Source organism: Pseudomonas deceptionensis, assembly GCF_900106095.1.
Taxonomy (GTDB): domain Bacteria; phylum Pseudomonadota; class Gammaproteobacteria; order Pseudomonadales; family Pseudomonadaceae; genus Aquipseudomonas; species Aquipseudomonas deceptionensis.
Genome location: NZ_FNUD01000002.1, coordinates 201,495 through 225,976, shown reverse-complemented (window position 1 = coordinate 225,976; position 24,482 = coordinate 201,495). Strand labels below are relative to the sequence as shown.

The 24,482-nt window shown below is 60.1% G+C and carries 17 protein-coding genes; 15 read left to right on the top strand and 2 right to left on the bottom strand.

Annotated features, from left to right (window positions below):
• Positions 1–85: 85 nt before the first annotated feature.
• The 11 genes from BLW11_RS00990 (at position 86) to BLW11_RS00940 (ending at position 9,365) form a co-directional block, all read left to right on the top strand.
• Complete coding sequence (locus BLW11_RS00990) at positions 86–1,222, top strand: phosphoribosyltransferase domain-containing protein (RefSeq protein ID WP_048362166.1); 1,137 nt, start codon at positions 86–88, stop codon at positions 1,220–1,222.
• Positions 1,212–1,970 carry an HAD family hydrolase gene (locus tag BLW11_RS00985; protein ID WP_048362069.1) on the top strand — a complete coding sequence of 253 codons (759 nt, stop codon included), beginning with the start codon at positions 1,212–1,214 and terminating at the stop codon, positions 1,968–1,970. Before BLW11_RS00990 ends, BLW11_RS00985 begins: the two co-directional genes overlap by 11 nt.
• Positions 1,963–3,057, top strand: coding sequence for a cysteine protease StiP family protein (locus tag BLW11_RS00980; protein WP_048362070.1), 1,095 nt, complete (start codon positions 1,963–1,965; stop codon positions 3,055–3,057). Before BLW11_RS00985 ends, BLW11_RS00980 begins: the two co-directional genes overlap by 8 nt.
• Positions 3,057–4,016, top strand: a complete 960-nt coding sequence (locus tag BLW11_RS00975; RefSeq protein WP_048362071.1) for an HpcH/HpaI aldolase/citrate lyase family protein — start codon at positions 3,057–3,059, stop codon at positions 4,014–4,016. The genes BLW11_RS00980 and BLW11_RS00975 overlap by 1 nt, the downstream gene beginning before the upstream one ends.
• A complete protein-coding gene (locus BLW11_RS00970; RefSeq protein ID WP_048362072.1) occupies positions 4,013–4,687 on the top strand; it encodes an HAD-IB family hydrolase in 675 nt (224 codons plus the stop codon). Before BLW11_RS00975 ends, BLW11_RS00970 begins: the two co-directional genes overlap by 4 nt.
• Positions 4,688–4,760: 73 nt before the next feature.
• Positions 4,761–5,351, top strand: a complete 591-nt coding sequence (locus BLW11_RS00965; protein ID WP_048362073.1) for a TerD family protein — start codon at positions 4,761–4,763, stop codon at positions 5,349–5,351.
• Entirely contained in the window at positions 5,348–6,577 is a 1,230-nt protein-coding gene (locus BLW11_RS00960) for a TerD family protein (protein ID WP_048362074.1), read from the top strand. The genes BLW11_RS00965 and BLW11_RS00960 overlap by 4 nt, the downstream gene beginning before the upstream one ends.
• Before the next feature lie 66 nt (positions 6,578–6,643).
• Entirely contained in the window at positions 6,644–7,093 is a 450-nt protein-coding gene (locus tag BLW11_RS00955; protein WP_048362075.1) for a tellurite resistance TerB family protein, read from the top strand.
• A gap of 7 nt (positions 7,094–7,100) precedes the next feature.
• Complete coding sequence (locus BLW11_RS00950) at positions 7,101–8,147, top strand: TerC/Alx family metal homeostasis membrane protein (RefSeq protein WP_048362076.1); 1,047 nt, start codon at positions 7,101–7,103, stop codon at positions 8,145–8,147.
• 26 nt (positions 8,148–8,173) lie between these two features.
• The gene (locus BLW11_RS00945) at positions 8,174–8,749 is read left to right on the top strand and encodes a TerD family protein (protein ID WP_048362077.1); all 576 of its coding nucleotides are present in this window, start codon (positions 8,174–8,176) and stop codon (positions 8,747–8,749) included.
• Between the two features lie 37 nt (positions 8,750–8,786).
• The gene (locus BLW11_RS00940; RefSeq protein ID WP_048362078.1) at positions 8,787–9,365 is read left to right on the top strand and encodes a TerD family protein; all 579 of its coding nucleotides are present in this window, start codon (positions 8,787–8,789) and stop codon (positions 9,363–9,365) included.
• 155 nt (positions 9,366–9,520) lie between these two features.
• Here BLW11_RS00940 and BLW11_RS00935 read toward each other — a convergent pair whose 3' ends face one another.
• Complete coding sequence (locus BLW11_RS00935) at positions 9,521–12,490, bottom strand: autotransporter outer membrane beta-barrel domain-containing protein (protein WP_048362079.1); 2,970 nt, start codon at positions 12,488–12,490, stop codon at positions 9,521–9,523.
• A gap of 188 nt (positions 12,491–12,678) precedes the next feature.
• Between BLW11_RS00935 and BLW11_RS00930 the strand changes: the two genes are divergently transcribed.
• The gene (locus tag BLW11_RS00930) at positions 12,679–17,388 is read left to right on the top strand and encodes an AAA domain-containing protein (RefSeq protein WP_048362080.1); all 4,710 of its coding nucleotides are present in this window, start codon (positions 12,679–12,681) and stop codon (positions 17,386–17,388) included.
• Positions 17,389–17,418: 30 nt separating this feature from the next.
• Here BLW11_RS00930 and BLW11_RS00925 read toward each other — a convergent pair whose 3' ends face one another.
• Positions 17,419–20,634 carry a S8 family serine peptidase gene (locus BLW11_RS00925; protein ID WP_053069589.1) on the bottom strand — a complete coding sequence of 1,072 codons (3,216 nt, stop codon included), beginning with the start codon at positions 20,632–20,634 and terminating at the stop codon, positions 17,419–17,421.
• A gap of 337 nt (positions 20,635–20,971) precedes the next feature.
• On the opposite strand from BLW11_RS00925, the gene BLW11_RS00920 reads away from it, so the two are divergent.
• The 3 genes from BLW11_RS00920 to BLW11_RS00910 all read left to right on the top strand — a co-directional run bounded on the left by BLW11_RS00920 (position 20,972) and on the right by BLW11_RS00910 (position 24,479).
• Positions 20,972–21,721, top strand: a complete 750-nt coding sequence (locus BLW11_RS00920; protein ID WP_048362168.1) for a FadR/GntR family transcriptional regulator — start codon at positions 20,972–20,974, stop codon at positions 21,719–21,721.
• A gap of 326 nt (positions 21,722–22,047) precedes the next feature.
• Complete coding sequence (kdgD, locus tag BLW11_RS00915) at positions 22,048–22,959, top strand: 5-dehydro-4-deoxyglucarate dehydratase (RefSeq protein ID WP_048362081.1); 912 nt, start codon at positions 22,048–22,050, stop codon at positions 22,957–22,959.
• Positions 22,960–23,123: 164 nt separating this feature from the next.
• Positions 23,124–24,479 (top strand): MFS transporter, encoded by a 1,356-nt coding sequence (locus BLW11_RS00910; RefSeq protein ID WP_048362082.1) that lies wholly within the window; start codon positions 23,124–23,126, stop codon positions 24,477–24,479.
• The last annotated feature ends 3 nt before the right edge of the window (positions 24,480–24,482 follow it).

Below are 24,482 nucleotides of genomic sequence, written 5' to 3'. Positions count from 1 at the left end.
TCCGGTAACCATTTTTCGCTTGTCTTAAGTCATCGACTCGCTGATCGTCCCCCACTTTTTATGTATTTCCAGGTAGTAAATGTTGATGAATAGCGGTAACCCCATGACCGAACCCAAGGTTTTGCATGCAAACCTTAAGCGCGGTCGCCTGGAGGTGCAGGTCAATGCATCGACCTTCGAGCCTCAGGCACTTTTCAGTTTTGCCGAGCGGCGTAATCCAAAGCGGGCCTTTTTGTTTGTTTCCCGCGTGCTGGGCCGTCACATCCCGGCCCGTCCCTCGCTGATGGCTGAAAGCTTCAACGCCCTGGCCGGCAAGATCCCGGCAGACCTGCCTGGCCCGGTGCTGGTGATCGGCATGGCCGAAACCGCTGTCGGACTGGGCGCCGGCGTACACCGTGCGTTGAGCCGGACCCGCAATGACAGCGTGTACCTGTGCAGCAGCCGTCACCCCACGGGCAGCGAACTGTTCGCCCGCTTTGAAGAAGAGCACAGCCACGCCAGCTCGCACCTGCTGCATCTGCCACAAGACGCGCACACCCGCGACCTGATGCTCAGCGCCCGCTCGCTGGTGCTGGTGGACGACGAAGCGTCGACCGGCAATACCTTTATCAACCTGTCCCGGGCGCTGGCCGAAGCGGGGCTCAACTCGATTGAGCGCATCGTCACCGCGACCCTGACCGACTGGTCCCAGGACGCTGTACGCAAGGCCATGGGTGACCACGTTAGCAGCGTCTCGTTGCTCGACGGTCGCTACACGTTCGCCGAAGATCCCACCGCTGAGCTGCCGGACATGCCCGAGGTGGGCAGTGTGGCCCAAGGTGACTGGGCGCTTGATCCGAGCCGTGACTGGGGCCGTATGGGGGTGTGTGAACACCTCGACACCCTGGCGCCCGACTTGCAGGTAGCGCCCGGAGAGCGGGTATTGGTCATCGGTACCAGCGAATATGTCTGGCCACCATTCCTGTTGGCCGAGCGCCTGGAACGGGCGGGTGCCGACGTGCACTTCAGCTCCACCAGCCGCTCCCCGATTGCCCTGGGCCATGCCATCGACCACGCATTGTCGTTCTCTGACAACTACGGGCTGGGTATTCCCAACTTCCTTTACAACGTCGCCCCGGGCCAGTTTGACCGGGTGCTGATTTGCAGTGAAACCCCGGCGGCTGCCGTCGACCCGGCGCTGATCAGCGCATTGAATGCGCAGGTGATCGTAGATGAGCAGTAATCGCCCGCTGGTGTTCGTCGATCTGGACGACACCCTGTTTCAGACCGCCCGCAAAATGGGCGATGAGCCCCGCTTTGCCGCCACGCTGGACGTAGACGGTCAGCCCAATGGCTTTATGAGCGCGACACAAAAAAGCTTTGTGGAATGGCTGCTGGCCACCAGCGACGTGGTTCCCGTGACTGCGCGCAGCATCGAGGCCTATCAACGGGTGCAATTGCCCTTCGCCCACGGTGCGGTCTGCGCCCATGGCGGGGTGATTCTCAACCCGGACGGTTCGCTGGACCTGGACTGGCATGCCCGCATGTGCGACCAGCTGGCACTTGAGCAGACCCGTCTGCACCAGTTGAGCGAGCAAACCCTGGCCATTGGCGCCGAGCTTGGTTTTTCGCTGCGCGGTTGGGTGGTTGAAGAGCAGGGGCTGGCCAATTACGTGGTCACCAAGCACAACAACGAAACCGACGAAGCGCTGCTCACCGTGTTGGCCGAGGTCAAGGCGCGGGGCTTGCTGGACGGGCTGTATGTACACGGCAATGGCAACAACCTGGCGTTCCTGCCCGTAGCGCTGCAAAAACGTGAAGCGGTGCGCGAGTGGATACGTCGCGATCAGGCGATCAACGGCAAGCGGCCGTTGCTGGGCTTTGGTGACAGCGTCTCGGACCTGGGCTTTATGGCCGAGTGCGACTGGTGGGGCACGCCCAAGCGCGGTCAGTTGGCTTCCCATGTGCTGGCGAGCGTCAGCCATGAGTAACGCTTTTGCAGGGCTGAACACCGTCGGCAGTGGCAGCTATGACGCCGATGACGTGCACTTTTTACTGCGCGCCATGCAGATTGAAGCCACTGACGTGCAGGAAAAAGAGCGCCTGATTCAGACTCAGCAGCGCCATTACTCCGAGATGATCAGCGAGGAACATCCGCCCTCCGACACCCATAAAAACCTGTATCAGCTTGCTCTGGCGCAGAACGGTGCCCGTATGGCGGCCGATGTGCAGGCGCTGGCCCAGGCGTTGAATGAACGTTACAGCGGCCCTTCGATTGCGCTGGTGTCGTTTGTGCGGGCCGGTTTGCCGCTGGGCGTATTGCTGCGCCGGGCGCTGCTCGATCTGGGCCGCGAGGCCCGGCACTACGGGATCAGCATTATTCGTGACCGTGGAATCGACAACGTGGCACTCGAAGCTATCATCAAGGCCCACGGTGCCGAGAACATCGTGTTTGTTGATGGCTGGACCGGCAAGGGCGCGATCAGCGGCCAGATCCGCGACAGCCTGGCGGGCGATTCGCGTTTCCCGGCAGATCCGCGTCTGGTAGTGCTGGCCGACCCTTGTGGTCGCGCCTGGCTGGCGGCTTCGGCTGAAGACTGGCTGATCCCGTCGGGCATCCTCGGGGCGACGGTTTCCGGCCTTGTTTCACGCTCCATCTGGCCGCAAGACCCGGGCCTGCATGGTTGCGTGGTGTACGACCACTTGGCTGAGCACGACGTGACCATGGGTTTTATCCACAGTATCGAAGCCGAGCGAGCGCAGCTGGCGCCGCAGGCATCGGCTCAACCCTGGACACCGGAGCAGGCATTGGCTTTGCAACACTCGGCGGTGGCTGCGGTCGAACGTATCTCGACCCGATTTGCGGTGACCAACCCCAACCGGGTCAAACCGGGTATCGCCGAGGCCACCCGCGCCGTGATGCGCCGGGTGCCGGACCACGTGCTGGTGCGTGATCGTGATGATCAGGACGTGCAGTTGCTGCTGCACCTGACGCGCCAGGCCAATATCGAGGTTCAGGAGGTGGGTGATCAATTGGGGCCTTATCGCGCCGTGACCGTAATCAGGAGTGTTCGCTGATGATCAAGCATTCAGCCTATGCCTTGGGCGCCACTCTTTATATGCCGGCCACCCGTCCCGATATTCTGGAAGTGGTGCTGGGCGAGAAGATCCAGGGTTTGCGTTCGCTGGTGGTGTGCCTGGAAGACGCGGTGGCCGAAACCGACGTGCAACAGGGGCTGAACAACCTCAAGAGTCTCTTGCTGGGGATCGAGGCGCGCGGCGGTCGCCCGTCCAGCGGGCCGATCCTGTTTGTGCGGCCGCGGGATGCGGCGATGGCAGCGGTGCTCAATGAGTGGTCGCTGATGCGCCATGTCGACGGTTTCGTAGTGCCCAAGCTGAGCCTGAGCAATATCCGCGAGTGGCAGCAGGCGGTTACCCGCGAAGACTTGATGCTGATGCCAACCCTGGAGACCCCGGACGTCTTTGTCCCCAATGCCATGGTTGAGCTGCGCAGCGCCATGCTTGAGCAATTGCCGGGGCGTATTATTGCCTTGCGCATCGGCGGCAACGATTTGATGGGCTGCCTGGGCTTGCGCCGCCCCCCTACGATGACCCTTTACAGCACGCCCATGAGCTACGTGATTGCGATGTTGTGCGGGGTCATGGGGTCGGCAGGCTTTGCCCTGACCGCGCCGGTGTTTGAACAACTCAACACTCCGCACCTGCTGGAGCAAGAGCTGGCGCTGGATATGGCTCACGGGCTTGTGGGTAAAACCGCAATCCACCCGTCGCAAATTGCAGCTATCCACAAGGCGTTGCAAGTCAGCCTTGAAGATCTGAACAGTGCACGCCAAATACTGAGTGAGGCGGCGCCTGCGGTGTTCAGGTTCAACGACGCCATGTGCGAGCCTGCGACCCATTACAAATGGGCGCAAACGATTATTGAACGAGCACATTGGCAAGGGGTTCGCCCCGAAATCGCCAGCTCGTCAGACACTTTTGGAGGCAGCCTGCGATTGGCTGAATTAGTGGGTTGAACGACGATTTGAAGACACCGGTCAAGGGTAAGCAGGTTCTGTCGGCTTTCGATTTTGATGGCACGTTGACCTATCACGACACCTTTGTGCCGTTTTTGCGTTTTGCCTTTGGCAATCGGCTGTTTGCCATGCGCTTGCTGCGCATGATCCCGGCCAGTGTTTGCTATTTGCTGGGTAGGATTTCGCGTAATGCCTTGAAGGAAAAACTGATCGCGGTCTACCTGACGGGAGCCAAAGAAGCGTGGGTAAAAGAGCGCGCAGAAGCATTTTGTGACGTTTCGTGGCAGCGCCTAATGCGGCCTTTGGGCTTAACATCCGTCGCCAATCAGGTTGAACAGGGCGCCGAGGTGACGATTTGCTCGGCCTCGCCCGAACTGGTGCTCACGCCGTTTGCCAAAAAACTCGGTATCGGCCTGATCGGCACCCGACTGGCGTCAGTCGATGGCGTACTGACCGGGGCGATCGACGGTATCAACTGTCGCTGTGAACAAAAAGTCATTCGGCTGGAGGCGCAATACGGGCCTTTGGACCAGTACACACTGCGCGCCTGGGGTGATACCCGGGGCGATGAACAAATGCTCGGGGCCGCTCAGGAGCCACATTGGCGCGAATTTCACGCGCTGTGGCGTCGCAAGCGGCCACTTGACGTGTGCCTGCGTGAAGGACTGTAAGCAAGGCGTAAGCAACGCATGTCAATAATCAGCAATAACCTATCGTGCTTGAATGCAGACAAGGAGACGCTTCATGGCCATTTCGCTGTCCAAGAACCAAACCATTTCTCTTGAAAAAGAAGCCGGCACCGGCCTCAAGAAAATCCGCATGGGCCTGGGCTGGGACCCGGTCAAGCCGAGCGGTTTTTTTGCCAAACTGCTGAGCAGTGACGCCGCCATCGACCTGGATGCCTCATGCATCCTGCTCGACAGTGCCAAGCAGCCGCAGGACCTGGTGTGGTTCCGTCAACTCAAGTCCAATGACGGCTCCATCGTTCACTCCGGCGACAACCGCACGGGTGAAGGCGATGGCGACGACGAATCGATCCAGGTCAACCTCGAACAGTTGCCTGCCGGCGTCAAGCATCTGGTGTTTACGGTGAACTCGTTCACCGGGCAAAACTTTGAAGCGGTAGAAAATGCCTACTGCCGAATCGTTGATGAGCTGACCGGCAAAGAGCTGGCGCGCTTCAACCTGTCCGATAAAGGCCGGCACACCGGCGTGGTCATGGCCTACATGAGCCGTACTTCGGCGGGCTGGGACCTGACCGCAGTCGGTACTGTTGCCAATGGCCGTACTGCCCAGGACTTGAGCAGCGAAGCGGCTCAGGCGGTGCGCGCATGACGGCCCTGACACCGGGCGCCAATACCGCCGTTGCCCCAGGCACCCTGAGCGTCACCATCACCTACACCCCGGTGCCGGGCGCTGATCTGGACGTATCGGCGTTCCTGCTCAATGAGTCGGGCAAGGTGCGTGGCGACAATGACATGTGCTTCTTCGGCCAGCAGAGCGTCAACAATGGCGCGGTCAAGCTGGTCGAGTCGGCTGCAGGCCGCAGCGTGTTCAGCGTCAATCTGGACGCCATTGACCAGGCCGTCGAAAAAGTCGCACTGACAGCGACCATTTACGAGAACAAGGCCCGTTTCGATGCTTTCCCGCAACTGACCGTATCGGTGAGCGGCGGTATTGAAGCCCCGATCCCGACCCAGGGCATGCAAGAGACCGCGTTGATCCTTGGCGAGTTCTATCGTCGCCAGGGCGCGTGGAAGTTCCGTTGCGTGGCCCAGGGCTTTGCCGGTGGCCTGGCGCCGTTGGCCCAGCACTTTGGCGTTGATATTGCCGCGCCTGCTCCGGCACCGGCGCCTGCTCCGGCAGCAGCCCCGGCACCCGCGCCAGCCCCAGCAGCACCCGCGCCGGTACCGGCGTCCCGGGTCAACCTGTCGAAGATCACTCTGGACAAGCAGCGCCCGTCCATCAGCCTTGAGAAAAAAGACGGTGATTTTGGCGAGATCAAAATCAACCTGAACTGGAACCGCAGCAACCCGAACGACAACGGTGGTGGCGGTGGCTTCTTCGCGACGCTGCGCAGCAAGGCGACCGGCAAGTCGGGCGGTATCGACCTGGACGTGGGTTGCCTGTACGAAATGGAAAACGGCCGCAAGGGCGCGGTTCAGGCCCTGGGCAATGCCTTTGGCGATTTCCGTGACGAGCCGTTTATTCAATTGATGGGCGACGACCGTACCGGCTCCGTGAGCGACGGCGAGTGGTTGCGCATCAATGGCAAGGAGTGGCGCAAGATGCGTCGCGTGCTGGTTTACGCGTTCATCTACGAAGGCGCACCGAACTGGCAGGCGACTGACGGCGTGATCACCTTGTACATCCCGGGTGAGCCGCCGATTGAAGTACGTCTGAGTGAAGAGGGGGGCACCAAAGGCATGTGCGCCATCGCTTTGCTTGAAAACGTCGGTGGCAGCGTGAAGGTCAACCGCAAGGTTGAGTTCTTCAAGGGTCACTCAGATATGGATAAGGCGTTCAATTGGGGCATGCGCTGGTCTGCCGGCTCCAAATGAGCGCTATGTAATTGGCCGCCTGCCGATGCAGGCGGTGGTCCTTCAATTTCTGACAAGGTGAATCCAATGCTCGAATGGCTCAAAACCAACGCAACCGCCGCCCGTGACAAGCTTTCGGCGGAAGTCAGCAAGTTCAAGAACCGTGAGTTCATGGAAGCCGTGGTTTCCGGGTGCGCACTGGTGGCCGCGGCCGATGGCAACATCAGCAGCGACGAAAAGCAGAAAATGATCGGTTTTATTCAAAACTCTAATGAATTGAAGGTTTTTGACGTTAAAGACGTGATCAAGGCTTTCAACTCGGTATGCGAGAAGTTTGAGTTTGATGAACAGATCGGTCGTGCTGAAGCACTGAAGTCGATCGGTCAGCTACGTAAAAAAGAAGATGCTGCCCGTCTGCTGGTGCGTGTTTGCTGCGCAATCGGTAGCGCCGATGGCAACTTCGATGAAAGTGAGCGGGCTGCTTGCCGCATTATCTGCAATGAGCTGGGGTTGAACCCTGGCGATTTTGATCTCTGAGGACATCATGGAAAACACGGCAATTGGCTTTCCGCCAACTACCATCGCTGTATTTGTGGCTCTGGCGGTCATTGCTCTGGCAATCGACCTGTTTACCCACAAAAGCGATAAACCGGTCTCACTGACCAACGCCGCCGTCTGGTCGGTGTTCTGGGTGCTGATCTCCCTGGCCTTTGCGGGCTACCTGTACTACGCGCACGGCCCAAGCGTGGCCAGCCTGTTCGTCACCGGTTACGCGCTGGAAAAAGTCCTCAGCGTCGACAACCTGTTCGTGTTCATGGCTATTTTTGCCTGGTTCAAGATCCCGGACGCGCTGCGTCACCGTGTTCTGTACTGGGGCATCATCGGCGCCATCGTGTTCCGCCTGATCTTCGTGGCAATCGGTACCGGCTTGCTGGCGTTTGGCCCTTGGGTCGAAGTGCTGTTTGCGGTAGTCGTGGCCTGGACCGCGATCATGATGCTGCGCAGCAAGGAAGAGGATGAGGAGGAGGATTACTCCAAGCACATGGCCTACCGTTTTGCGAAAAAACTGTTCCCGGTTTGGCCAAAACTGCACGGACATAATTTCTTTGTTTCACGCTCAGAGCTTGAAAAAGAGATCACGAAGCCTCAGAACAAGGGAATGACCCTTGTAGGCAAGGGCGCTCTTTTTGCGACACCACTGTTTTTGTGTGTGGTGGTGGTTGAGGTTTCAGACATTCTGTTTGCCTTCGACTCCGTACCGGCAGTGATTGCCGTGAGCCGTGAACCGTTGATCGTGTACTCGGCCATGATGTTCGCAATTCTGGGTCTGCGTACCATGTACTTCGTTCTCGAAGCACTGAAGCGCTACCTGGTTCACCTGGAAAAATCGGTTATCGCGCTGTTGTTCTTTATCGCCGGCAAGCTGGCCCTGAACGCTACCGATCACCTGTTTGGCCACGGTATCAGCATTGACCCGAACACCAGCCTGATCGTGGTGTTAGTGGTATTGGCCATCGGTATTGTGGCCAGCATCATCTTTCCAGGTAAGGAAGAAGAGCAATCCGACGTTAAAAACGACACGAACGCTTGATCGCACATTATTAAGGAGAATTACACATGGCACTTTCCCTTTCCAAAGGCGGCAACCTGTCCCTGTCCAAAGAAGCTCCGGGGATGACTAAAGTCCTCGTGGGCCTGGGCTGGGATGCTCGTTCCACTGATGGTCAAGACTTCGACCTGGATGCGAGCGCTTTCTTGCTCAAGGCTGACGGTAAAGTCCGCGCTGACTCCGATTTCATTTTTTACAACCAGCTAAAAAGCACTGATGGCTCGGTTGAGCACACCGGCGACAACCGTACCGGTGAAGGCGACGGCGATGACGAGGCGATCAAGGTCGACCTGTCCAAAGTCCCTGCTGACATCGACCGTATCGCGTTCACCGTGACCATTCACGAAGCCGAAACCCGCAAGCAAAACTTCGGTCAGGTTCGTGGTGCGTTCATTCGAATCGTGAACCAGGACAACAACAGCGAAGTGGCGCGTTACGACCTCGCTGAAGATGCCAGCACCGAAACCGCGATGATTTTTGCCGAGCTGTATCGCAATGGCGCCGAGTGGAAATTCCGCGCTGTAGGCCAGGGCTTCAACGGTGGCCTCAAGCCATTGGCTGAAAGCTATGGTCTGAAGTTTTAATCGACCCATTCATCTTTTTATATAAGGGTTCACGAACATGGCAGTAAGTCTGAGTAAGGGCGGCAACGTCTCCCTGACCAAAGAAGCACCTGGCCTGACAGAAGTTATTGTTGGCCTGGGTTGGGATCCACGTGTGACTGACGGCCAGGAGTTCGACCTGGACGCCTCGGTGTTCATTGTTGGCGAGAGCGGCAAAGTGCTGAACGACGGCAGCTTTGTGTTCTACAACAACAAGACTTCGCCGGACGGCAACGTTGTTCACCAGGGCGACAACCGCTCGGGTGCTGGCGAAGGTGACGACGAGCAAGTGAACGTCAACCTGGCGGCTCTGTCGCAAGAAGCCAAAAAACTGGCTTTCGCGGTGACCATTCACGACGCCGACGGCCGCAAACAAAGCTTCGGCCAAGTGTCGAACGCTTACATCCGCGTTCTGAACAAGGCGGATAACAAAGAGCTGGCACGCTTTGACCTGAGCGAAGACGCTTCGACCGAGACCGCTATGGTCTTCGGCGAGTTGTATCGCAATGGCGAAGAGTGGAAGTTCAAGGCAATCGGCCAAGGTTTTGCAGGTGGCCTCGCGCCATTGGCTTCGAACTTTGGCGTTAACCTGGGCTAAACCCCTGCGTTAATCAAAAGGCCCTCCCCGGTTTCGGGGAGGGCCTTTTTTTGTGCGTCTGTTTTGAAACCTGAAACCTGAAACCTGTAGCCGCTGCCGCAGGCTGCGATAAGGTCCGAAGGACCTTCAAAAAGCGGTGGCCGCAAGTCAGTGGCTCAAAAGCTCATCTGCCATTGCCCCATCAGCCCATGGTTACGGCTGTTGCTGCCGATATCGCCGGTGTAGCCCACGCCCAGGGTTTGACGGGCTGATACGCCAATATCCAGACCGGCTTCCAGCACCAGGCTGTTGCGGTCAAGCGCACTGCCTTCGACATTGAAGGCCGAACCGCCCAGCACAAAGGCCTGGGTGGTTGAGCTGTTGATGTCGCCATAGGTGTGTTTCCAGCCGGCACTCAGCCGCGGGGTGATGCTCATGCCGTTTTCCAGCTGGCTCAGGTGCGCCAGACGCACGCCCAGGGTGCTGTTGAAGTTGTCCTGTGTCTGTTCCTCGACCTGTAACGCGGCGGCGCCACCCTTTTCGGTGTAGCGGTCACGCTGGTAGCGCTGATAACCGAGGTTGGCAAACGGTTCTGCACTCAGGCGCCCACTGCCCAGGGCATAGCCCAATTCGGCAAAGGCTTGCTGGCTGTTGGCGCGGTAATCGCCCTTGGGCTGATCGCTGAAGCCGTTAAACACCACGCTGCGCTTGCTGTCACCGTCATGGGCGCTATAGGCCGCGCCCAGGCGCAAGGCCAGCGCACCGCTCTGGCGAATGGCATAGGCCCCCGCGTGCCAGCTGTTGACCGTGCCATCCATGCCCGTGCTGTCCACGTCGGTTTTCGAATAACCACCGAGCACGCCCATGCGCCAGTCCGGCGTCAACGCCCAGTCGGCACCCAGCAAGCCGCCTTTGGTGCGCTGCGTTACGTCGCTGCTGCCGTGCGAACCGTCAAGCCGTCCGTAGCTGCCCAGGCCTTGCAGCCAGAGCCGGCCCCGGGCATTCGGGTCGTTGAGGTTGCGCACCCCGGCGGGTACGCCGGTGGCAGCCAGGACCGGGGTATCGCGAGTCGCGGTTGCAACGCGCAGCCCGCCACTTGCGCCCAGCGATTGCATGGCCGCCAGCATGCTGCCGCCCACTTGCGACGTAGCGCCCAGCGTCGCGCTGCTCAGGCTGGCATTGCCGCTGCCGGCCAGCTGTTCGATCGCTGCCCCCGCCGTTTGTGTGTTGGTGTTGAGCAGGGCGTTATACAGCGCATTCCCCGCTTTGAGCTGGCCCAGGCCGATGGCGGCACTGTTGCCGTTGGCGCTGCTGGCGTAATCGGCAAATGCCACGTCATTGCGCGCATAGGTCAGTTCGACACTGGCGGGGTTGTAGCTGAGGGTCGGGGTGAGGAAGGCGTAATCGCTGGTGACCGTGCCAAAACGGCCGTCGATGGCGCCTGCGTTGAGCACGGTGTACTGACTCAGCCACGGGTAGGTGCCGCTGCCGGCATTGATTGCCAGCGTCGCACCATTGAGGTGGGCGGTGCCGCCGACCTGCACCGGTGCGCTGCTGCCTTCGGCGTTGACGCCATAAGCCAGGGTCGCGCCGCTGCTCAGGGTCAGGTCATGGGTGATGCTCGCCGTGCCCAGCTGTGGGCTGGTTTGCAGTGTGCCGTTGACCAGCAGGTTGCCGACACTGCCGCCACCGGCGTAAACGCCGCCTTCGTCGACGGTGAGGGTACCGCTGATGGCACCCTGGTTAACCAGGCGGGCGCCGCTGAAAATCTCGCCGCCGTCACTGAAGTCGTTCTGGCTGGAGAGGGTCCAGCTGCCGGATTTGACGTCCAGCCATTCAAAATTCTGACTATTGCCGAACCGGCCACCGGCCGGGTCATCGAACGTCACCCGGTCATAACCGCTGCCGCCGTCCACAAGACCGTCGAAGCGGCTGGCGCTGCCCAGCGTGAGGCTGTCATTGCCGCCGCCCAGGTCCAGTGCCCGGCCATTGCTGCCGCTGATCAGGCCATTGTTGACGACCACATCATCGAACTCGCCCACAAACCTCACACCAAAGCCGTCCAGCCCTTTGATCGTGCCGTTGTTGATCAGCGTGGTGGCCGCGAGCCCGGAGCCATCGCTGCCGTCATCCACCAGCACCGCATTGTTGGCGCCGCTGACCAGCGCGCCCTGGGCGTTGTAGATATAACCGCCCCCCAGGGCGATCCCTTCGCTGCCATTGGCAAAGCCGTTTTTGTCGACCCCGCCCGCGCCGGCGCCCTGGATGGTGCCGTAGTTTTCGATGTGCGCGATAAAGTCGATGTCCACGCCATCGCCATCACCGTTGGGCTTGAGCCCGGAGTACGCGCCGGTGATGGTGCCGTAGTTGATGACGGTGCCATCACCGTCCGAGCCGAAACCCGAGCCGTTACGCCCGGTCACTTCGCCATAGTTGACCAGTGTGGCGCCCATGTCGGTGGTGATCCCGTGGCGCCCGCCCGAAAGGGTGCCGTGGTTGGTCACGGTCACGCCGGTTGCCGAGTCGATGTCGATACCGTCGAACTTGTCGTCGTCGGTGCGCGCATCGCCCGAGGAAATTTCGCCGTAGTTGAGAATCGTGGCGTTGGCACCGGTCTTCATACCGTCGCTGAACTCGCCGCGAATCAACCCGCCCTCACGGTTGATCAGAGTGGTCCGCACGTTTTCACTGCGCACGGCATCGAGGTCGATGGCCTGGCCGCTGCCGGTTGAGCGGATGGTGCCGCTGTTGTCGATCAGCACACTGCCACTGCTGAAGTGGGTGTCGATGCGCAAGGCATCGTTGCTGCCCTGGATCGTCGCGCCGCTACGGTTAGTGATGCTGTAGTTGCGCTCGCCGTCCGCTTTGCCGCTGCTGTCGATGGCTCGCCCGCCCGTCGAGACTAGGCTGCCTGCGTTGTCGATCACTACGCCTGCGCCACTGGTGGCGTCTTTGAGGGTCACGGCCACTTTGGCGGTTGTCAGGCTGCCGGTTGGCGTCACCGTCAGCGAGTCGTTGGCGCCCAGGCTCAGGGCGCTGCTGCCGGGAGCCTCCACCAGGTTGTCTTTGGCGATTGCCAGCGAGGCAAACCCGCTTGAAGTGATTAGCGCGATGGCGAGCGCAAGGCGCTGGGGTGAGGCGGGCATGGCGAACGACCTTTTGGGAATAACCGGGTCGTCTTGTATAGCGAGTAGTTTTTACAAAATGATGTATCTGAATACCACTGCAACCTCTGTATCGTGTAGGCCATTGCAGGATTTTTCGCTTTCACCCGGCGCCTTCAGGTTTTCTCCATGAATACCGCGCCCCCTTATCAAAGTGGTTCAGTTCAAACATGGATACAGTACGCGCACGTCTCGCCGGTCTGATTGAGTTTGTAAAACAGACGGCACTCATGCAAAAGCGGCCCGCGTTAACCGTCAGCCAGCACAACGCCTTTAGTGCCAGCGAAGAAAAGCTGCGGGCATTGCCGGGTGTCAGCCTGGATGTGCTGGAAGGTGACGAAGACGAAATCTGGCTACGGCTTGAGCGTCTGCACGAGACCCGTCCGCCGGCGCCCCTGAGCCCGCTGCTGGCGCTGTGGATCGAGCTGGCAGGCGACCCGCAAACCGCGCCTGCGCTCAAACTGCGGGTGGCTCACGAAGCGTTGGTCAACAGTGCCGCGGTGTCCGGGCCCGAGCTTGAGCGTTTGGCCACGGCCGGTATCGAGATCGCTGAAGATGCCCCGCTGGATGAGTGGGTGAATCTGGAAGACTGCCTGGATGCGGGCGAGATCAAGGCCCAGTTCAAGTCCTACAGCCAAACTGCCTGGCGCCTGTGGGCAGTAGAGGAAAAACTACGCCGCAAAAGCATTGAGCTGTATGCCGAGCTGTTTCTGCTGGTGCAGCAAATGCAGGGCAACCTGGGGGATGCACAGCTGGAGCTGGTCTGGGGCCTGGGAGTGTCGACGTGGGAACATCCCGTGGTCGGCGTCATCCATTACCCGCTGATCAGTCAATTGGTCGAGATTGCCATCAACCCGGACAGCATGGCGATTGAAGTGCGCCCGCGTGCCGCCGAGCCGCGTCTGGAAGTGGACGCCTATGTGGCGGCAGACATTGCCGGCGTCGGGCCGTTGGCGACCCTGGCCAAGGACTTTTTCAAGAAAGACCAGGCCGGGATCAGCCCGTTCAACCCCGCCAGTCATGAGCCGGTGATCCGTTCGGCCTCTTCGTTGCTCGATGCCCAAGGGCAGTTTGTGCCGGTGACGGTGACCGAAGGTGATCGCAGCGTGCCCAAGGCCGGTGAGCACCTGTGTGTGACGGACACCTGGACCCTGTTTGCCCGCGCCCGCGACAGCAACATGTTTATTGAAGACCTGGGGCGCTTCGAGGGCGAGATCGAGGCGATCGGCGAGTTGCCAGCCGCCTTGCAGGCGATCTTGACCGAACCATCGAGCGTGCTTGAAGACGTGGTGCTGCCACCGTTTCGTGGCCTGTCCTACGTCAGTGGCTCCCAAAGTGATGGTGCACCGGCTGCCAAAGCCCACGAACTGTACTTCCCCAAGCCGTACAACGACGAGCAGGTGCAAATCATCCAGCTGCTGGAAGTGCACGATGGGGTTGTGGTGCAAGGCCCGCCCGGTACCGGTAAAACCCACACCATCGCCAACGTCATCAGCCACTACCTGGCCAATGGCAAGCGGGTGCTGGTGACGTCGATGAAAGACCCGGCGCTGGCTGTGTTGCAGGAAAAGCTTCCCGAAGACATTCGCCCGCTGGCGATCAGCCTGCTGAGCAGCGAAGCGGATGGCATGAAGCAGTTCGAATTCGCCATTCAAAAAATCTCAGCTGAAGTTCAGCGCATTGATCGGTCGCTTTATAAGCGCGAAATCAGCCAGATTGATGACGAAATCAATACCCTCCACGGTCAAATGGCCAGTGCCGATCGTGAGATCACCCAGTGGGCCGAGCGCAACCTGTCGGACCTGGAAATCGACGGCGAACGCCTTAGCCCTACCCATGCCGCGCTACAGGTCGCCACGGCCCAAGACGAGATCAACGGCTTTGCCGATCAGATCGGGATTGGCGAGGAGCATCGTCCGCGTTTTGCCCTGCAAGACATCATCGCCCTGCGCGAGGCACGGCTGGTGCTCGCAGACGCGTTGTCTTACCTGGGGCACAAAGTGCCGCAATTGGAGGATTTCCCACAGGCGCAAACGCTGATCCAGGTGCACCAGGATCTGGCTCAGGAAAGCCAGTTGCAGCACAAGGAAAGCACCGGCGAGGTGCCGCGTTTGCTGGACGCCAGTGTGCAGACCCTTGAGCAGGCACAGGCCCTGGTCGAGCATCTGGAACACTTGCAGGCCCTGCGCACGCAGCTTGCGACTGCCGAACACAGCTGGGTGGCGGCCATGCAGGCCCATTTGATACGCAACCCGAATGCTGATGTGCTGGCGCTTTTTGACAGCCTCAAGGCTGAAATCAAAGAGGCACTGGGCGGGCGCAAGGCGTTTGTGGCCAGGCCGGTGAGCTTGTCATTCGAGCCCCAGGCGCAGCCCGAAGTGGTAGCCGCCATTGATAACCTGGCCCAGGGACGGCGCCCGTTCGGGTTGTCCGGCCTGATCGGCAAGGGCAGCCAGAAACAGTTGCTGGACGCCATTGTGGTGTTGGGCAGCAAGCCGCAAAACGATCAGGACTGGGCGCATGTGCAAGCTTTTGTGCGCTTCCAGCAACTGGGTCGCACCTTGCTGTTGCGCTGGAATGCACTGGCCGCCGAAATGCCGTTGCCGACCCTTGAAGCCGACGTCGAGCAACTGCTGGCGGCTACCCGGGCGATTGAACTGTACGACGACATTATCCTCGCGGAGCACGGCGAAGTCCGCGCCCACACCGAACTCAGGCAACTGCTCCCGGACTGGGTTGAAGTCAGCCAGTTGCGCAGTGACGAGGCCGTGCTGGGCAAAGGCGCTAGCATTCTGCGTCATTACCTGATGCGCCACCGTCTTGCGGCCACCTGGGTGCTCAAGGAAACATTCAACAAGGCTCTGGCCGGTTGTGGCGGCGCTATAAGCGAGCGTCTGCAAGGGTTTCTCGACGCAAGCCTGGGCCAGCCGGATGTGAGCGTCACCGAGCTTCAGGCGCAGTGGTCCGAGCTGATGGATGAACTGCGCCGGGTGCTGGCGCTGACCGGCGCACTTGAAACGGTGCAACGGGTGACGGACGTTATTGCGCAAAGCGGCGGGCTGATCTGGGCTGCCCGCTTGCGTAACGAACCGTGCACCGGGCCGGTGGATGACCTGCTTGCGGATAACTGCCTGGACGTATGGCGCCTGAGCCGTTTGGCGCAGTACCTGAAGAGCATTGATGGGCGAGAAGACCTCAAGCGCCTGTTCACATTGCGCGGTGAACTGGAGTTGAGCCTGTCGCGTCTTTATCAGGATGCGGTGGTTAAACGTACCTGGTTGCGCTTGTCAGAAAACGCCACGCCGAGTGTCCGGGCAGCCCTTGAGTTGTATCGCACCGCGATCCGAAAAATCGGCAAGGGCACCGGCGTGCGTGCCGGGCGTTATCGACAGGACGCGCGACTGGCTGCCGACGTGGCGATCTCGGCGATCCCGTGCTGGATCATGCCGCACTACCGTATTTGCGAGAGCTTGCCGGCGCAGTACGGCGCGTTCGATCTGGTGATAATCGACGAAGCATCGCAGTCCGATTTGACCGCGCTGCCGGCCTTGCTGCGGGCGAAAAAAGTGCTGGTGGTGGGCGATGACAAACAGGTCTCGCCGGACGGCATCGGCATGGAAGAAGAACGCGTGCAGAACATGATGGCGCGCTTTTTGGGCAACCAGGTGGGGCTCTATCGGCCCTTGATGTCCCCGGAACGTTCGCTGTATGACCTGTTCAAGGTGGTGTTTGCCAAGAGCGGCACCATGCTGCGCGAGCACTTTCGCTGCGTGGCGCCGATCATCGAGTACTCCAAGCGCGAGTTCTACAACCACGAACTCAAGCCGCTGCGCCTGCCGATGCTGACCGAGCGCCTGGACCCGCCGCTGGTGGATCTGCTGGTGATGGACGGGGCGAAAAAGGGCAAGTTCAACCTCGGCGAAGCCAATGTGATTGTCGAGGAAATCCGCCGTTTGATCGCTCTGCCGCAAATTGTCGGGCGCAGCATTGGCGTGGTCTCGTTATTGGGGGCGGAGCAGGCGCAAAAAATCATGCAGATGCTGACCAAGGCGCTGGGTGAAGAAGTGATCACCCGGTTCCAGATCAGCTGTGGCGATGCGCGCACTTTCCAGGGCAAGGAGCGGGACATCATGTTCCTGTCGATGGTGGCCAGCCCCGGTGATTGCTTTGCCAATAGCCGTGACTCCATTGCCCAGCGTTTCAACGTGGCCGCGTCCCGGGCGCGGGACCGCATGTACCTGGTGCGCAGCGTCGAGCTGACCGACCTTAGCGCGGTCGATGGCTTGCGCCGGGGCCTGATTGAGCATTTTGAAACGCCCTTTACCCAGGATGCGGCCCAGGTCAGCGATTTGCGGGAGTTGTGCGAGTCGGGCTTTGAGCGCGATATGTACGATGAGCTGACGCAGCGCGGCTATCGGGTGATTCCGCAGGTCGGCGTGGGGGCTTATCGCATCGACATGGTGGTTGAAGGTGACAACGACAGCCGCCTGGCCATCGAGTGCGACGGCGACCGCTTCCACGGGCCTGACCGCTGGGACAGTGACATGCGCCGCCAACGCATTCTGGAGCGCGCGGGCTGGCGCTTCTGGCGCTGCTTCGCTTCGGCGTTCACCCTCAACCGACAACAGATCATTGAGGATGTGCTGGCTACCTTAACGGCCATGAACATCGAGCCTTCGAGTGGCGCAGGGGCGGCGCCGAGCATTCATGTCGAACGGCGCCAGGTGTACGGTTTTCGACGGGCCGGCCAATCAGATGAAGAGGGCGCACGGCCTTATGACGACCGGCCGGCCAAGGACCCGTTCCTGATCTGGGTCCCGGACGACCTGGATATTGTGAGCGATATTCAGGAGGATGAGTCTTCACCGCAGTTGGCCTGAAGAAAGACCGGGCGCTGTTGCGCCCGGTCTTCAGAAGTCAAATTGATACTGCGCCGACACGCTGCGTTCTTGCGCACGGTCACCGCGCTGATCACTCAGGCTCATGCTGGCTGAGCTGCTGCGGGTGAGCCGTGCCACCGCGCCCAGGTTCAGGTTCAACGCTGTGCTGTTCAGCGGTGCGCCGGCGATGCGCATCGTGCTTGCCCCTTGCCAGGCGACATCGGCCGTAGGGGTCAGATCGCCATTGGCGCGGGTGTAGGCCGCACTGGCGTTGAGGCTTAGCCAGGAGGGCCCCGTCGACGTTCTGCTCAAGTCCACATTCAAGCGCACGCCGCTGGTGGTCAGGTTAACCACGCTGTTGGCGGTGCGGCCTTTCAAGGCGCTTCTGGCACTGATTTCGCGGAACCCGTCACTGCGGGTGCGCACACTGGCAAATTGCACAAACGGCTGCCAATCCCATGCACCCTGGCTCAAACGATAGTTGCCTTCGATAAACGCCTGGTGGATCTGGCTGCGGTATTCGGCGGACAGGCTTTCATCGACCCCGGCAAAACTGACGTGGCGCCGGGTCTGTACTTGGGACTGGCCATAGCTGAGGCCGCCGTATAACCCCAGCGCATCCCAGGTATGCCCTGCATGCAGGCCGATCTGGTTGCTGTAGAGGGTGGCTTTGCTACCACCGGTTTTGACGCTGACTTGACCGCTGGCCAGCAGCACCCCGGCGCGGGAACCTTGATCGAAGTCGTGGTCGGCGCCGATCAGTACGCCTGAATGCTTGTGGCTGGCGGACGCCGCATTGCCGTCACCGTCCAGGCGCCCGTTTTGATGCTGTGACTGTACCCAAAGGCCTTGTCGTGAGTTGCCTGTCTGCCGGGAGGGGGTGTCGAGTGCTCCTCGCGCACGCGCCAGCGCTGCGTCGCGCAGTAACTGACTGTTTTCGATCATGACCGACTGGGTGCTGGCGTGCACTTCACCGCTGAGCTGGTCCAGTGCAGGCCGCACTTGCTCCGGGAACAGCGAGGTCAGGCGCTGCGCCAGCGGCTCGGACATGGCTAGGTGGTCGGCGGCCCTGGCCGTGGCGCGCTGGTTGGCGGTGTTGGCGGCTGAGGCCAGTGGCAGGCCGCGGGCCACATCAAACCCCGCTGTGTGGGCGTCGAGGGTCCGGGTGAAGCTGAGAAAGGGGGAGAACGCCCGATGATCAATCCTGGTGAAATCGCCCTCGATGCCCGCGTCGGCCTGCAGCACGCGGTAATGCTGGCCCAGGGTGAATACGGCGGGGGCCGGTGACAGACGCAGCGTACTGTCTCCCAGTCGGGCCTGGCCGCTGACCTGCAGCGCCGGTGTGTCAGGGTTTTTTCCCGCCGTGGCGATCAGCGTCGAGCCCGGGCCTTGCTGGTAGTCGCCGTTGACCGTCAGCGGGCGCTGTTCACTGCCGGGGGCAATCGTGCCCAGCACTTGGGTGTCAGCCAGTGTGCCATCGCCGCTGAGAAAACCGGCCGTGCCCACCCGGGTCATGGCGTCGGTTTGCCGGCCGCTGATATGGGCGATGCCGCCGGTCACGTTGAGGTCAGTGCCCTGCAAGGTGCCGTTGAGTCGCAATAACCCGCCCGCGACATTGATATCGCGGGTGAAGCGGTTGTGACCATCGAGTTCCAGGATGCCACCGTTGAGAGTCGCCCCTGCAAAGCTGTTGTCGCCGCTGAGGCGCAGCCAGCCATCGCCGGTTTTGCCCAGTCGGCCCGGGCCACTGATGTCGTTGCGCCAGTCATCCCAGGCGCCGCCTTGCCAGACCACCGCGCCACCGGCCCGGCGGTCCATGGCCACAGTGGTGTCGACGCGCAGTTGCCCAGGCCCGTCGATGGCCTTTTTGAGGTCGACCAGGCCCCAGCCATACACGTCATCCACGCCGGGGTCACCCAGGTCTTGCGCAGTGGTCAGCAACACATCGCGGATCTGCGTGTTGCTCAAATAGGGAAAGCGCTCCATCAACACACCGAGCGCGCCGGTGACATGGGGGGTGGCCATGGAGGTGCCGGTATAGGTGGCATAGCCAAAGGTCGGGCGGTCGGCCACGGTCCTGAATCCATTGACCTCGCCGTCTGTGTCATAGAGTTTTTCGACATCGATCTCGCCGCTGACGATGGCGGATTTGACCTCGGTGCCCGGGGCGGCGAGGCACCAGTCCATGCTGTAACCACAGCGCATCGAACCGGCTTTGAGGCCAAGGCTGCGGTTTACATTGACCACACTCAGCCAGTACGGCTCAAGCTCGGGCATGGCCCTGGGCAGCGTGGCGAGCATGCCGGCAAAAGGGGCCGTTTGCGGGGACTCGCCCGGGTTCTGGTCGCGGACATTGCCCGCCGCAAAAACCTGTAAAACCCCTGTGCTTTGTGAACCACGGGCAAGTGTGGCGCCTAACCCCGGGCGTATGCCTTGCAGGGCCGTATCCAGTTCTTCTGCGGTGTCCAGCCTGGTGGAAAGGCCCCAGCTGTGGTTGATGGCGCGCACGTTCTGCTCTTGGAACCGGGCATAGGCTGTAATAAATGCATCGGGGGGCGTTGGCTCGACGAGCTGGGTGTTGTCAAACGAAGGCGGGAGAAAGTTGTAGGTATTGCTGAACGATCGCACCGTGCTCAGGTTGGCTGCATAGGCAACACCGTGGCTGCCTGCGCCATCGCGATTGGCCAGCATGATCCCGGCAACGTGGGTGCCGTGGCCGTTGTATTGGGTCCCCAGCGTGTCGATGTACTGGGTGAGTTCATCCTGGGTGAGCTCGCCGTCTGCCACCAGTTCTTGCAGTGCGGCCAGAGCCTGCGGCGGCAAGTCGTTGTACTCGATGCTGGCGCGGTCGCCATCGCTGAGAAAGCATCCATCGGACGTATCGGTGGGCAGTGTCTCTCTTTCGCACCCGGGATCTGCCAGGCGAAGTGCGTAATGAGGTTTTCCGGCGAATTCGCCATGGCGCAGGTCAACGCCGGTGTCGACAATGCCCAGGCGTATCCCGCTGCCACTGAGCCCGCGGGCATAGGCCGCATCCGCGCCAATGGCGCCCAGCCCCCAGTTCAGCTTGAACTCATCGCTGCGCCAGCTGGCGGCGTCGTGCAAATTCCCCTGTTCGTGGTACGCCAGTGCTTGTGCAGGGAGCGTCCACAGGCCAGCGAGCAGCAGGATGGAGGTTGCGGTGGGTAATGATGAGGGGATGGTTTCGTCTTGGGGCCTTTTGTCGCGTGTGTCGGGGCTCAGCATGGCTAAAGATTCTTTATCTGAAGTGAGCTGGGCAGCGTGGGCAAACTGAAACAGGATACGTATCAGCGGTGGCTGGGTTTTGTGCGGGAGGGCTCAGCTAATGCTGTAGGGAAAATTATGTGTCCTTTTTTTGCAAAGCGGCGGCGGCTGGGGGCTGCAGCGGGGGAGGGGGGGTACAAGGTATTGGCGGTCAGCAGGTGATCGTACAACTCGCTTGAGCTATCATGCGCCTATACGGGGGCAGTGCAGTGCCGCGTACAGATCCGCCAAGTCGATTGTTCGGCTGCTTTAATGATCAGTGCTCCCGATCCCTTTGAATTCGAGAAAAATGTTCACCATGGATAACCAGACCGACGTACCCCGCCTCCCTCGCAAGCGCCGCAGCCTCGCGCAAGAGTTGGTGACGGTGCTGTCCGAGCAGATCCGCGACGGCATGCTCAAGCGTGGCGACAAGTTGCCCACCGAGTCAGCGATCATGGAAGCGCATGGCGTCAGCCGCACGGTGGTGCGCGAGGCGATTTCCCGTCTGCAGGCCGCCGGGCAGGTCGAGACCCGGCACGGTATCGGCACCTTTGTGCTGGATACGCCGAGCCCGAGCGGTTTTCGGATCGACCCGGCGACCGTTGTGACCTTGCGCGATGTACTGGCGATTCTTGAACTGCGTATCAGCCTTGAAGTGGAGTCGGCCGGGTTGGCTGCGCAACGTCGCAGTGCCGAGCAACTGGCTGCGATGCGTGCGGCGCTGGATGCGCTGAACGAGAACACCGCCCGTGATGGTGATGCCGTGGCCTCGGACTTTCAGTTCCATTTGCAGATTGCGCTGTCGACCGGCAACCGTTACTTCACCGATATCATGAGCCACCTGGGCACCAGCATCATTCCGCGTACCCGGCTCAATTCGGCGCGCCTGGCCCATGATGACCAGCAGCAGTACATGAACCGGCTGAGCCGCGAGCACGAAGAGATTTACCAGGCCATTGCCCGTCAGGATTCGGAAGCTGCCCGTGCGGCCATGCGCTTGCACCTGACCAACAGCCGCGAGCGCCTGCGTCATGCCCATGAAGCAGCAGAAGCGCAACGCGGGTAAGGCCCCTGTGGGAGCGAGCCTGCTCGCGAATGTTTTTCGCGAGCAGGCTCGCTCCCACGGTTTAAGTACCTCCTCAGCAGGTACCGATGTAAGCCACTTCTCAGACAACCTACCTCTGTTCTGAAATTAAATTCCGACTCTGTTTGGCTCCTACAAAGCCCGTAATAGAAGGGCTTTGTGCTTTTCATTATCCAAAATTCAGCCGCCGGCAAGCACGATTGCAAGAAATGAGATTGACGTTACCTTATTAAGTTGTACGATGACGTACGACGTAGCGAAGCGCTAACGTATTTTTCATCACAACGTGCTCCCAGGGTGTTCGAATAATGAATCCACAAGAACTGAAGTCCATCCTCTCTTCCGGTCTGTTGTCGTTCCCGCTGACAGACTTCAATGCTCAAGGTGATTTCCACCGTGAGGGCTACATCAAGCGTCTGGAATGGCTGGCCCCGTATGGCGCTTCGGCCCTGTTCGCTGCCGGTGGTACCGGTGAGTTCTTCTCCCTGGCGGCCAGCGAATATTCGCAAGTGATCAAAACGGCAGTCGATACCTGCGCCAATAGCGTGCCGATCCTTGCCGGTGTCGGCGGTTCGACTCGCCAGGCCATCGAATACGCTCAAGAAGCCGAGCGCCTGGGCGCCAAAGGTTTGCTGCTGCTGCCGCACTACCTGACTGAAGCCAGCCAGGACGGCGTTGCCGCCCACGTTGAAGCGGTGTGCAAGTCGGTAAAAATCGGCGTGATTGTCTACAACCGCAACGTTTGCCGTTTGACTGCGCCGCTGCTGGAACGTCTGGCCGAGCGCTGCCCGAACCTGATCGGCTACAAGGATGGCCTGGGTGACATCGAGTTGATGGTGTCGATCCGCCGCCGCCTCGGTGATCGCTTCAGCTACCTGGGCGGTTTGCCGACTGCCGAAGTTTACGCTGCCGCGTACAAGGCGCTGGGCGTACCGGTTTACTCCTCGGCGGTGTTCAACTTCATCCCGAAAACCGCGATGGATTTCTACCACGCCGTGGCCCGTGAAGATCACGCCACCGTGGGCAAGATCATCGATGACTTCTTCCTGCCGTACCTGGACATCCGCAACCGCAAGGCCGGTTACGCCGTGAGTATCGTCAAGGCCGGTGCAACCATTTCCGGTTACACCGCAGGCCCGGTACGTACCCCGCTGACCGATCTGTTGCCAGAAGAGTACGAAGCACTGGCCGCCTTGATCGACAAGCAAGGCCCGCAGTAAGCAAGTATCAAGGCCGCTGAGTAATCAGCGGCCTTTTGCGTAAGGGAATATGCTCGGCGGCTGTAAAAATTCTCCCAAAGAATCACACACAGCGTCACCTGAAAGTCCGCCACATCAAAAAATATTAACCCGCGCATAAAAATAATCAGTGGGAGTAGTACTACATGCAAGCGACCAAGCCTACGCGCGTTCGCTATTTGATTTTGCTCATGCTTTTTCTGGTGACCACGATCAATTATGCAGACCGTGCGACCATCGCCATTGCGGGCTCCAGCCTGCAAAAAGACCTCGGCATCGACGCCATCACTCTGGGTTACATCTTCTCCGCATTTGGCTGGGCCTACGTGGCCGGGCAAATCCCCGGGGGGTGGCTGCTCGATCGATTCGGTTCGAAAAAAGTCTACGCCCTGAGCATCTTCACCTGGTCACTGTTCACGGTACTGCAAGGTTTTGTCGGTGAGTTCGGCATGTCTACAGCGGTGGTTGCGCTGTTTATGCTGCGTTTTCTGGTCGGTCTGGCCGAAGCGCCATCCTTCCCCGGTAACGCCCGCATCGTGGCGGCCTGGTTTCCGACGGCAGAACGTGGCACGGCATCCGCCATTTTCAACTCGGCGCAGTACTTCGCCACGGTATTGTTCGCTCCGTTGATGGGCTGGATCGTGTATTCCTACGGCTGGGAACACGTGTTTATTGTCATGGGCCTGTTCGGTATCGTGTTTTCAGGCATCTGGCTGAAAGTGATCTACAGCCCTCGCGAACACCCGGGCATTAACGACGCTGAGTTCAAGTACATCGCTGAAAACGGCGGCATGGTCGACATGGACCAAAAAGGCAAAAAGGCTGACGGTCCAAAGTGGGATTACATACGTCAACTATTGACCAATCGCATGATGCTCGGCGTGTATCTGGGGCAGTACTGCATCAACGGTATTACCTATTTCTTCCTGACCTGGTTTCCGGTGTATCTGGTACAGGAGCGCGGCATGACCATCCTCAAGGCCGGTTTTGTCGCCTCATTGCCCGCTATCTGCGGGTTTATCGGCGGCGTGCTGGGCGGGGTGATTTCCGATTACCTGCTGCGTAAAGGCCATTCTCTGACCTTTGCCCGCAAGGCGCCGATCATCGTTGGCCTGTTGGTATCGAGCAGCATCGTGGCGTGCAACTACGTGGATGTTGAATGGATGGTCGTCGGCTTTATGGCCCTGGCGTTCTTCGGTAAAGGCGTAGGTGCACTGGGCTGGGCCGTCGTCTCCGACACCTCGCCCAAACAGATCGCCGGGCTGAGCGGTGGTCTGTTCAACACCTTCGGCAACATTGCTTCGATCACTACCCCCATCGTCATCGGCTACATCATCAGCTCCACTGGCTCGTTCAAATGGGCGTTGGTGTTTGTCGGTTGCAACGCATTGGTGGCGGTATTCAGCTACCTGGTTATCGTAGGACCGATCAAGCGTGTGGTACTTAAAGAACCACCGTCCAGCGGGCCGAAAATCGCTGAACTCACACCTGTCCATTCTTGAGGA

Coding starts and splice junctions, on each gene's coding strand:
- BLW11_RS00990 (WP_048362166.1), top strand. CDS start 86: ATGAATAGCGGTAACCCCATGACCGAACCCAAGGTTTTGCATGCAAAC.
- kdgD (WP_048362081.1), top strand. CDS start 22,048: ATGAATCCACAAGAACTGAAGTCCATCCTCTCTTCCGGTCTGTTGTCG.
- BLW11_RS00980 (WP_048362070.1), top strand. CDS start 1,963: ATGAGTAACGCTTTTGCAGGGCTGAACACCGTCGGCAGTGGCAGCTAT.
- BLW11_RS00935 (WP_048362079.1), bottom strand. CDS start 12,490: ATGCCCGCCTCACCCCAGCGCCTTGCGCTCGCCATCGCGCTAATCACT.
- BLW11_RS00955 (WP_048362075.1), top strand. CDS start 6,644: ATGCTCGAATGGCTCAAAACCAACGCAACCGCCGCCCGTGACAAGCTT.
- BLW11_RS00975 (WP_048362071.1), top strand. CDS start 3,057: ATGATCAAGCATTCAGCCTATGCCTTGGGCGCCACTCTTTATATGCCG.
- BLW11_RS00965 (WP_048362073.1), top strand. CDS start 4,761: ATGGCCATTTCGCTGTCCAAGAACCAAACCATTTCTCTTGAAAAAGAA.
- BLW11_RS00945 (WP_048362077.1), top strand. CDS start 8,174: ATGGCACTTTCCCTTTCCAAAGGCGGCAACCTGTCCCTGTCCAAAGAA.
- BLW11_RS00925 (WP_053069589.1), bottom strand. CDS start 20,634: ATGCTGAGCCCCGACACACGCGACAAAAGGCCCCAAGACGAAACCATC.
- BLW11_RS00960 (WP_048362074.1), top strand. CDS start 5,348: ATGACGGCCCTGACACCGGGCGCCAATACCGCCGTTGCCCCAGGCACC.
- BLW11_RS00985 (WP_048362069.1), top strand. CDS start 1,212: ATGAGCAGTAATCGCCCGCTGGTGTTCGTCGATCTGGACGACACCCTG.
- BLW11_RS00940 (WP_048362078.1), top strand. CDS start 8,787: ATGGCAGTAAGTCTGAGTAAGGGCGGCAACGTCTCCCTGACCAAAGAA.
- BLW11_RS00930 (WP_048362080.1), top strand. CDS start 12,679: ATGGATACAGTACGCGCACGTCTCGCCGGTCTGATTGAGTTTGTAAAA.
- BLW11_RS00910 (WP_048362082.1), top strand. CDS start 23,124: ATGCAAGCGACCAAGCCTACGCGCGTTCGCTATTTGATTTTGCTCATG.
- BLW11_RS00950 (WP_048362076.1), top strand. CDS start 7,101: ATGGAAAACACGGCAATTGGCTTTCCGCCAACTACCATCGCTGTATTT.
- BLW11_RS00920 (WP_048362168.1), top strand. CDS start 20,972: ATGGATAACCAGACCGACGTACCCCGCCTCCCTCGCAAGCGCCGCAGC.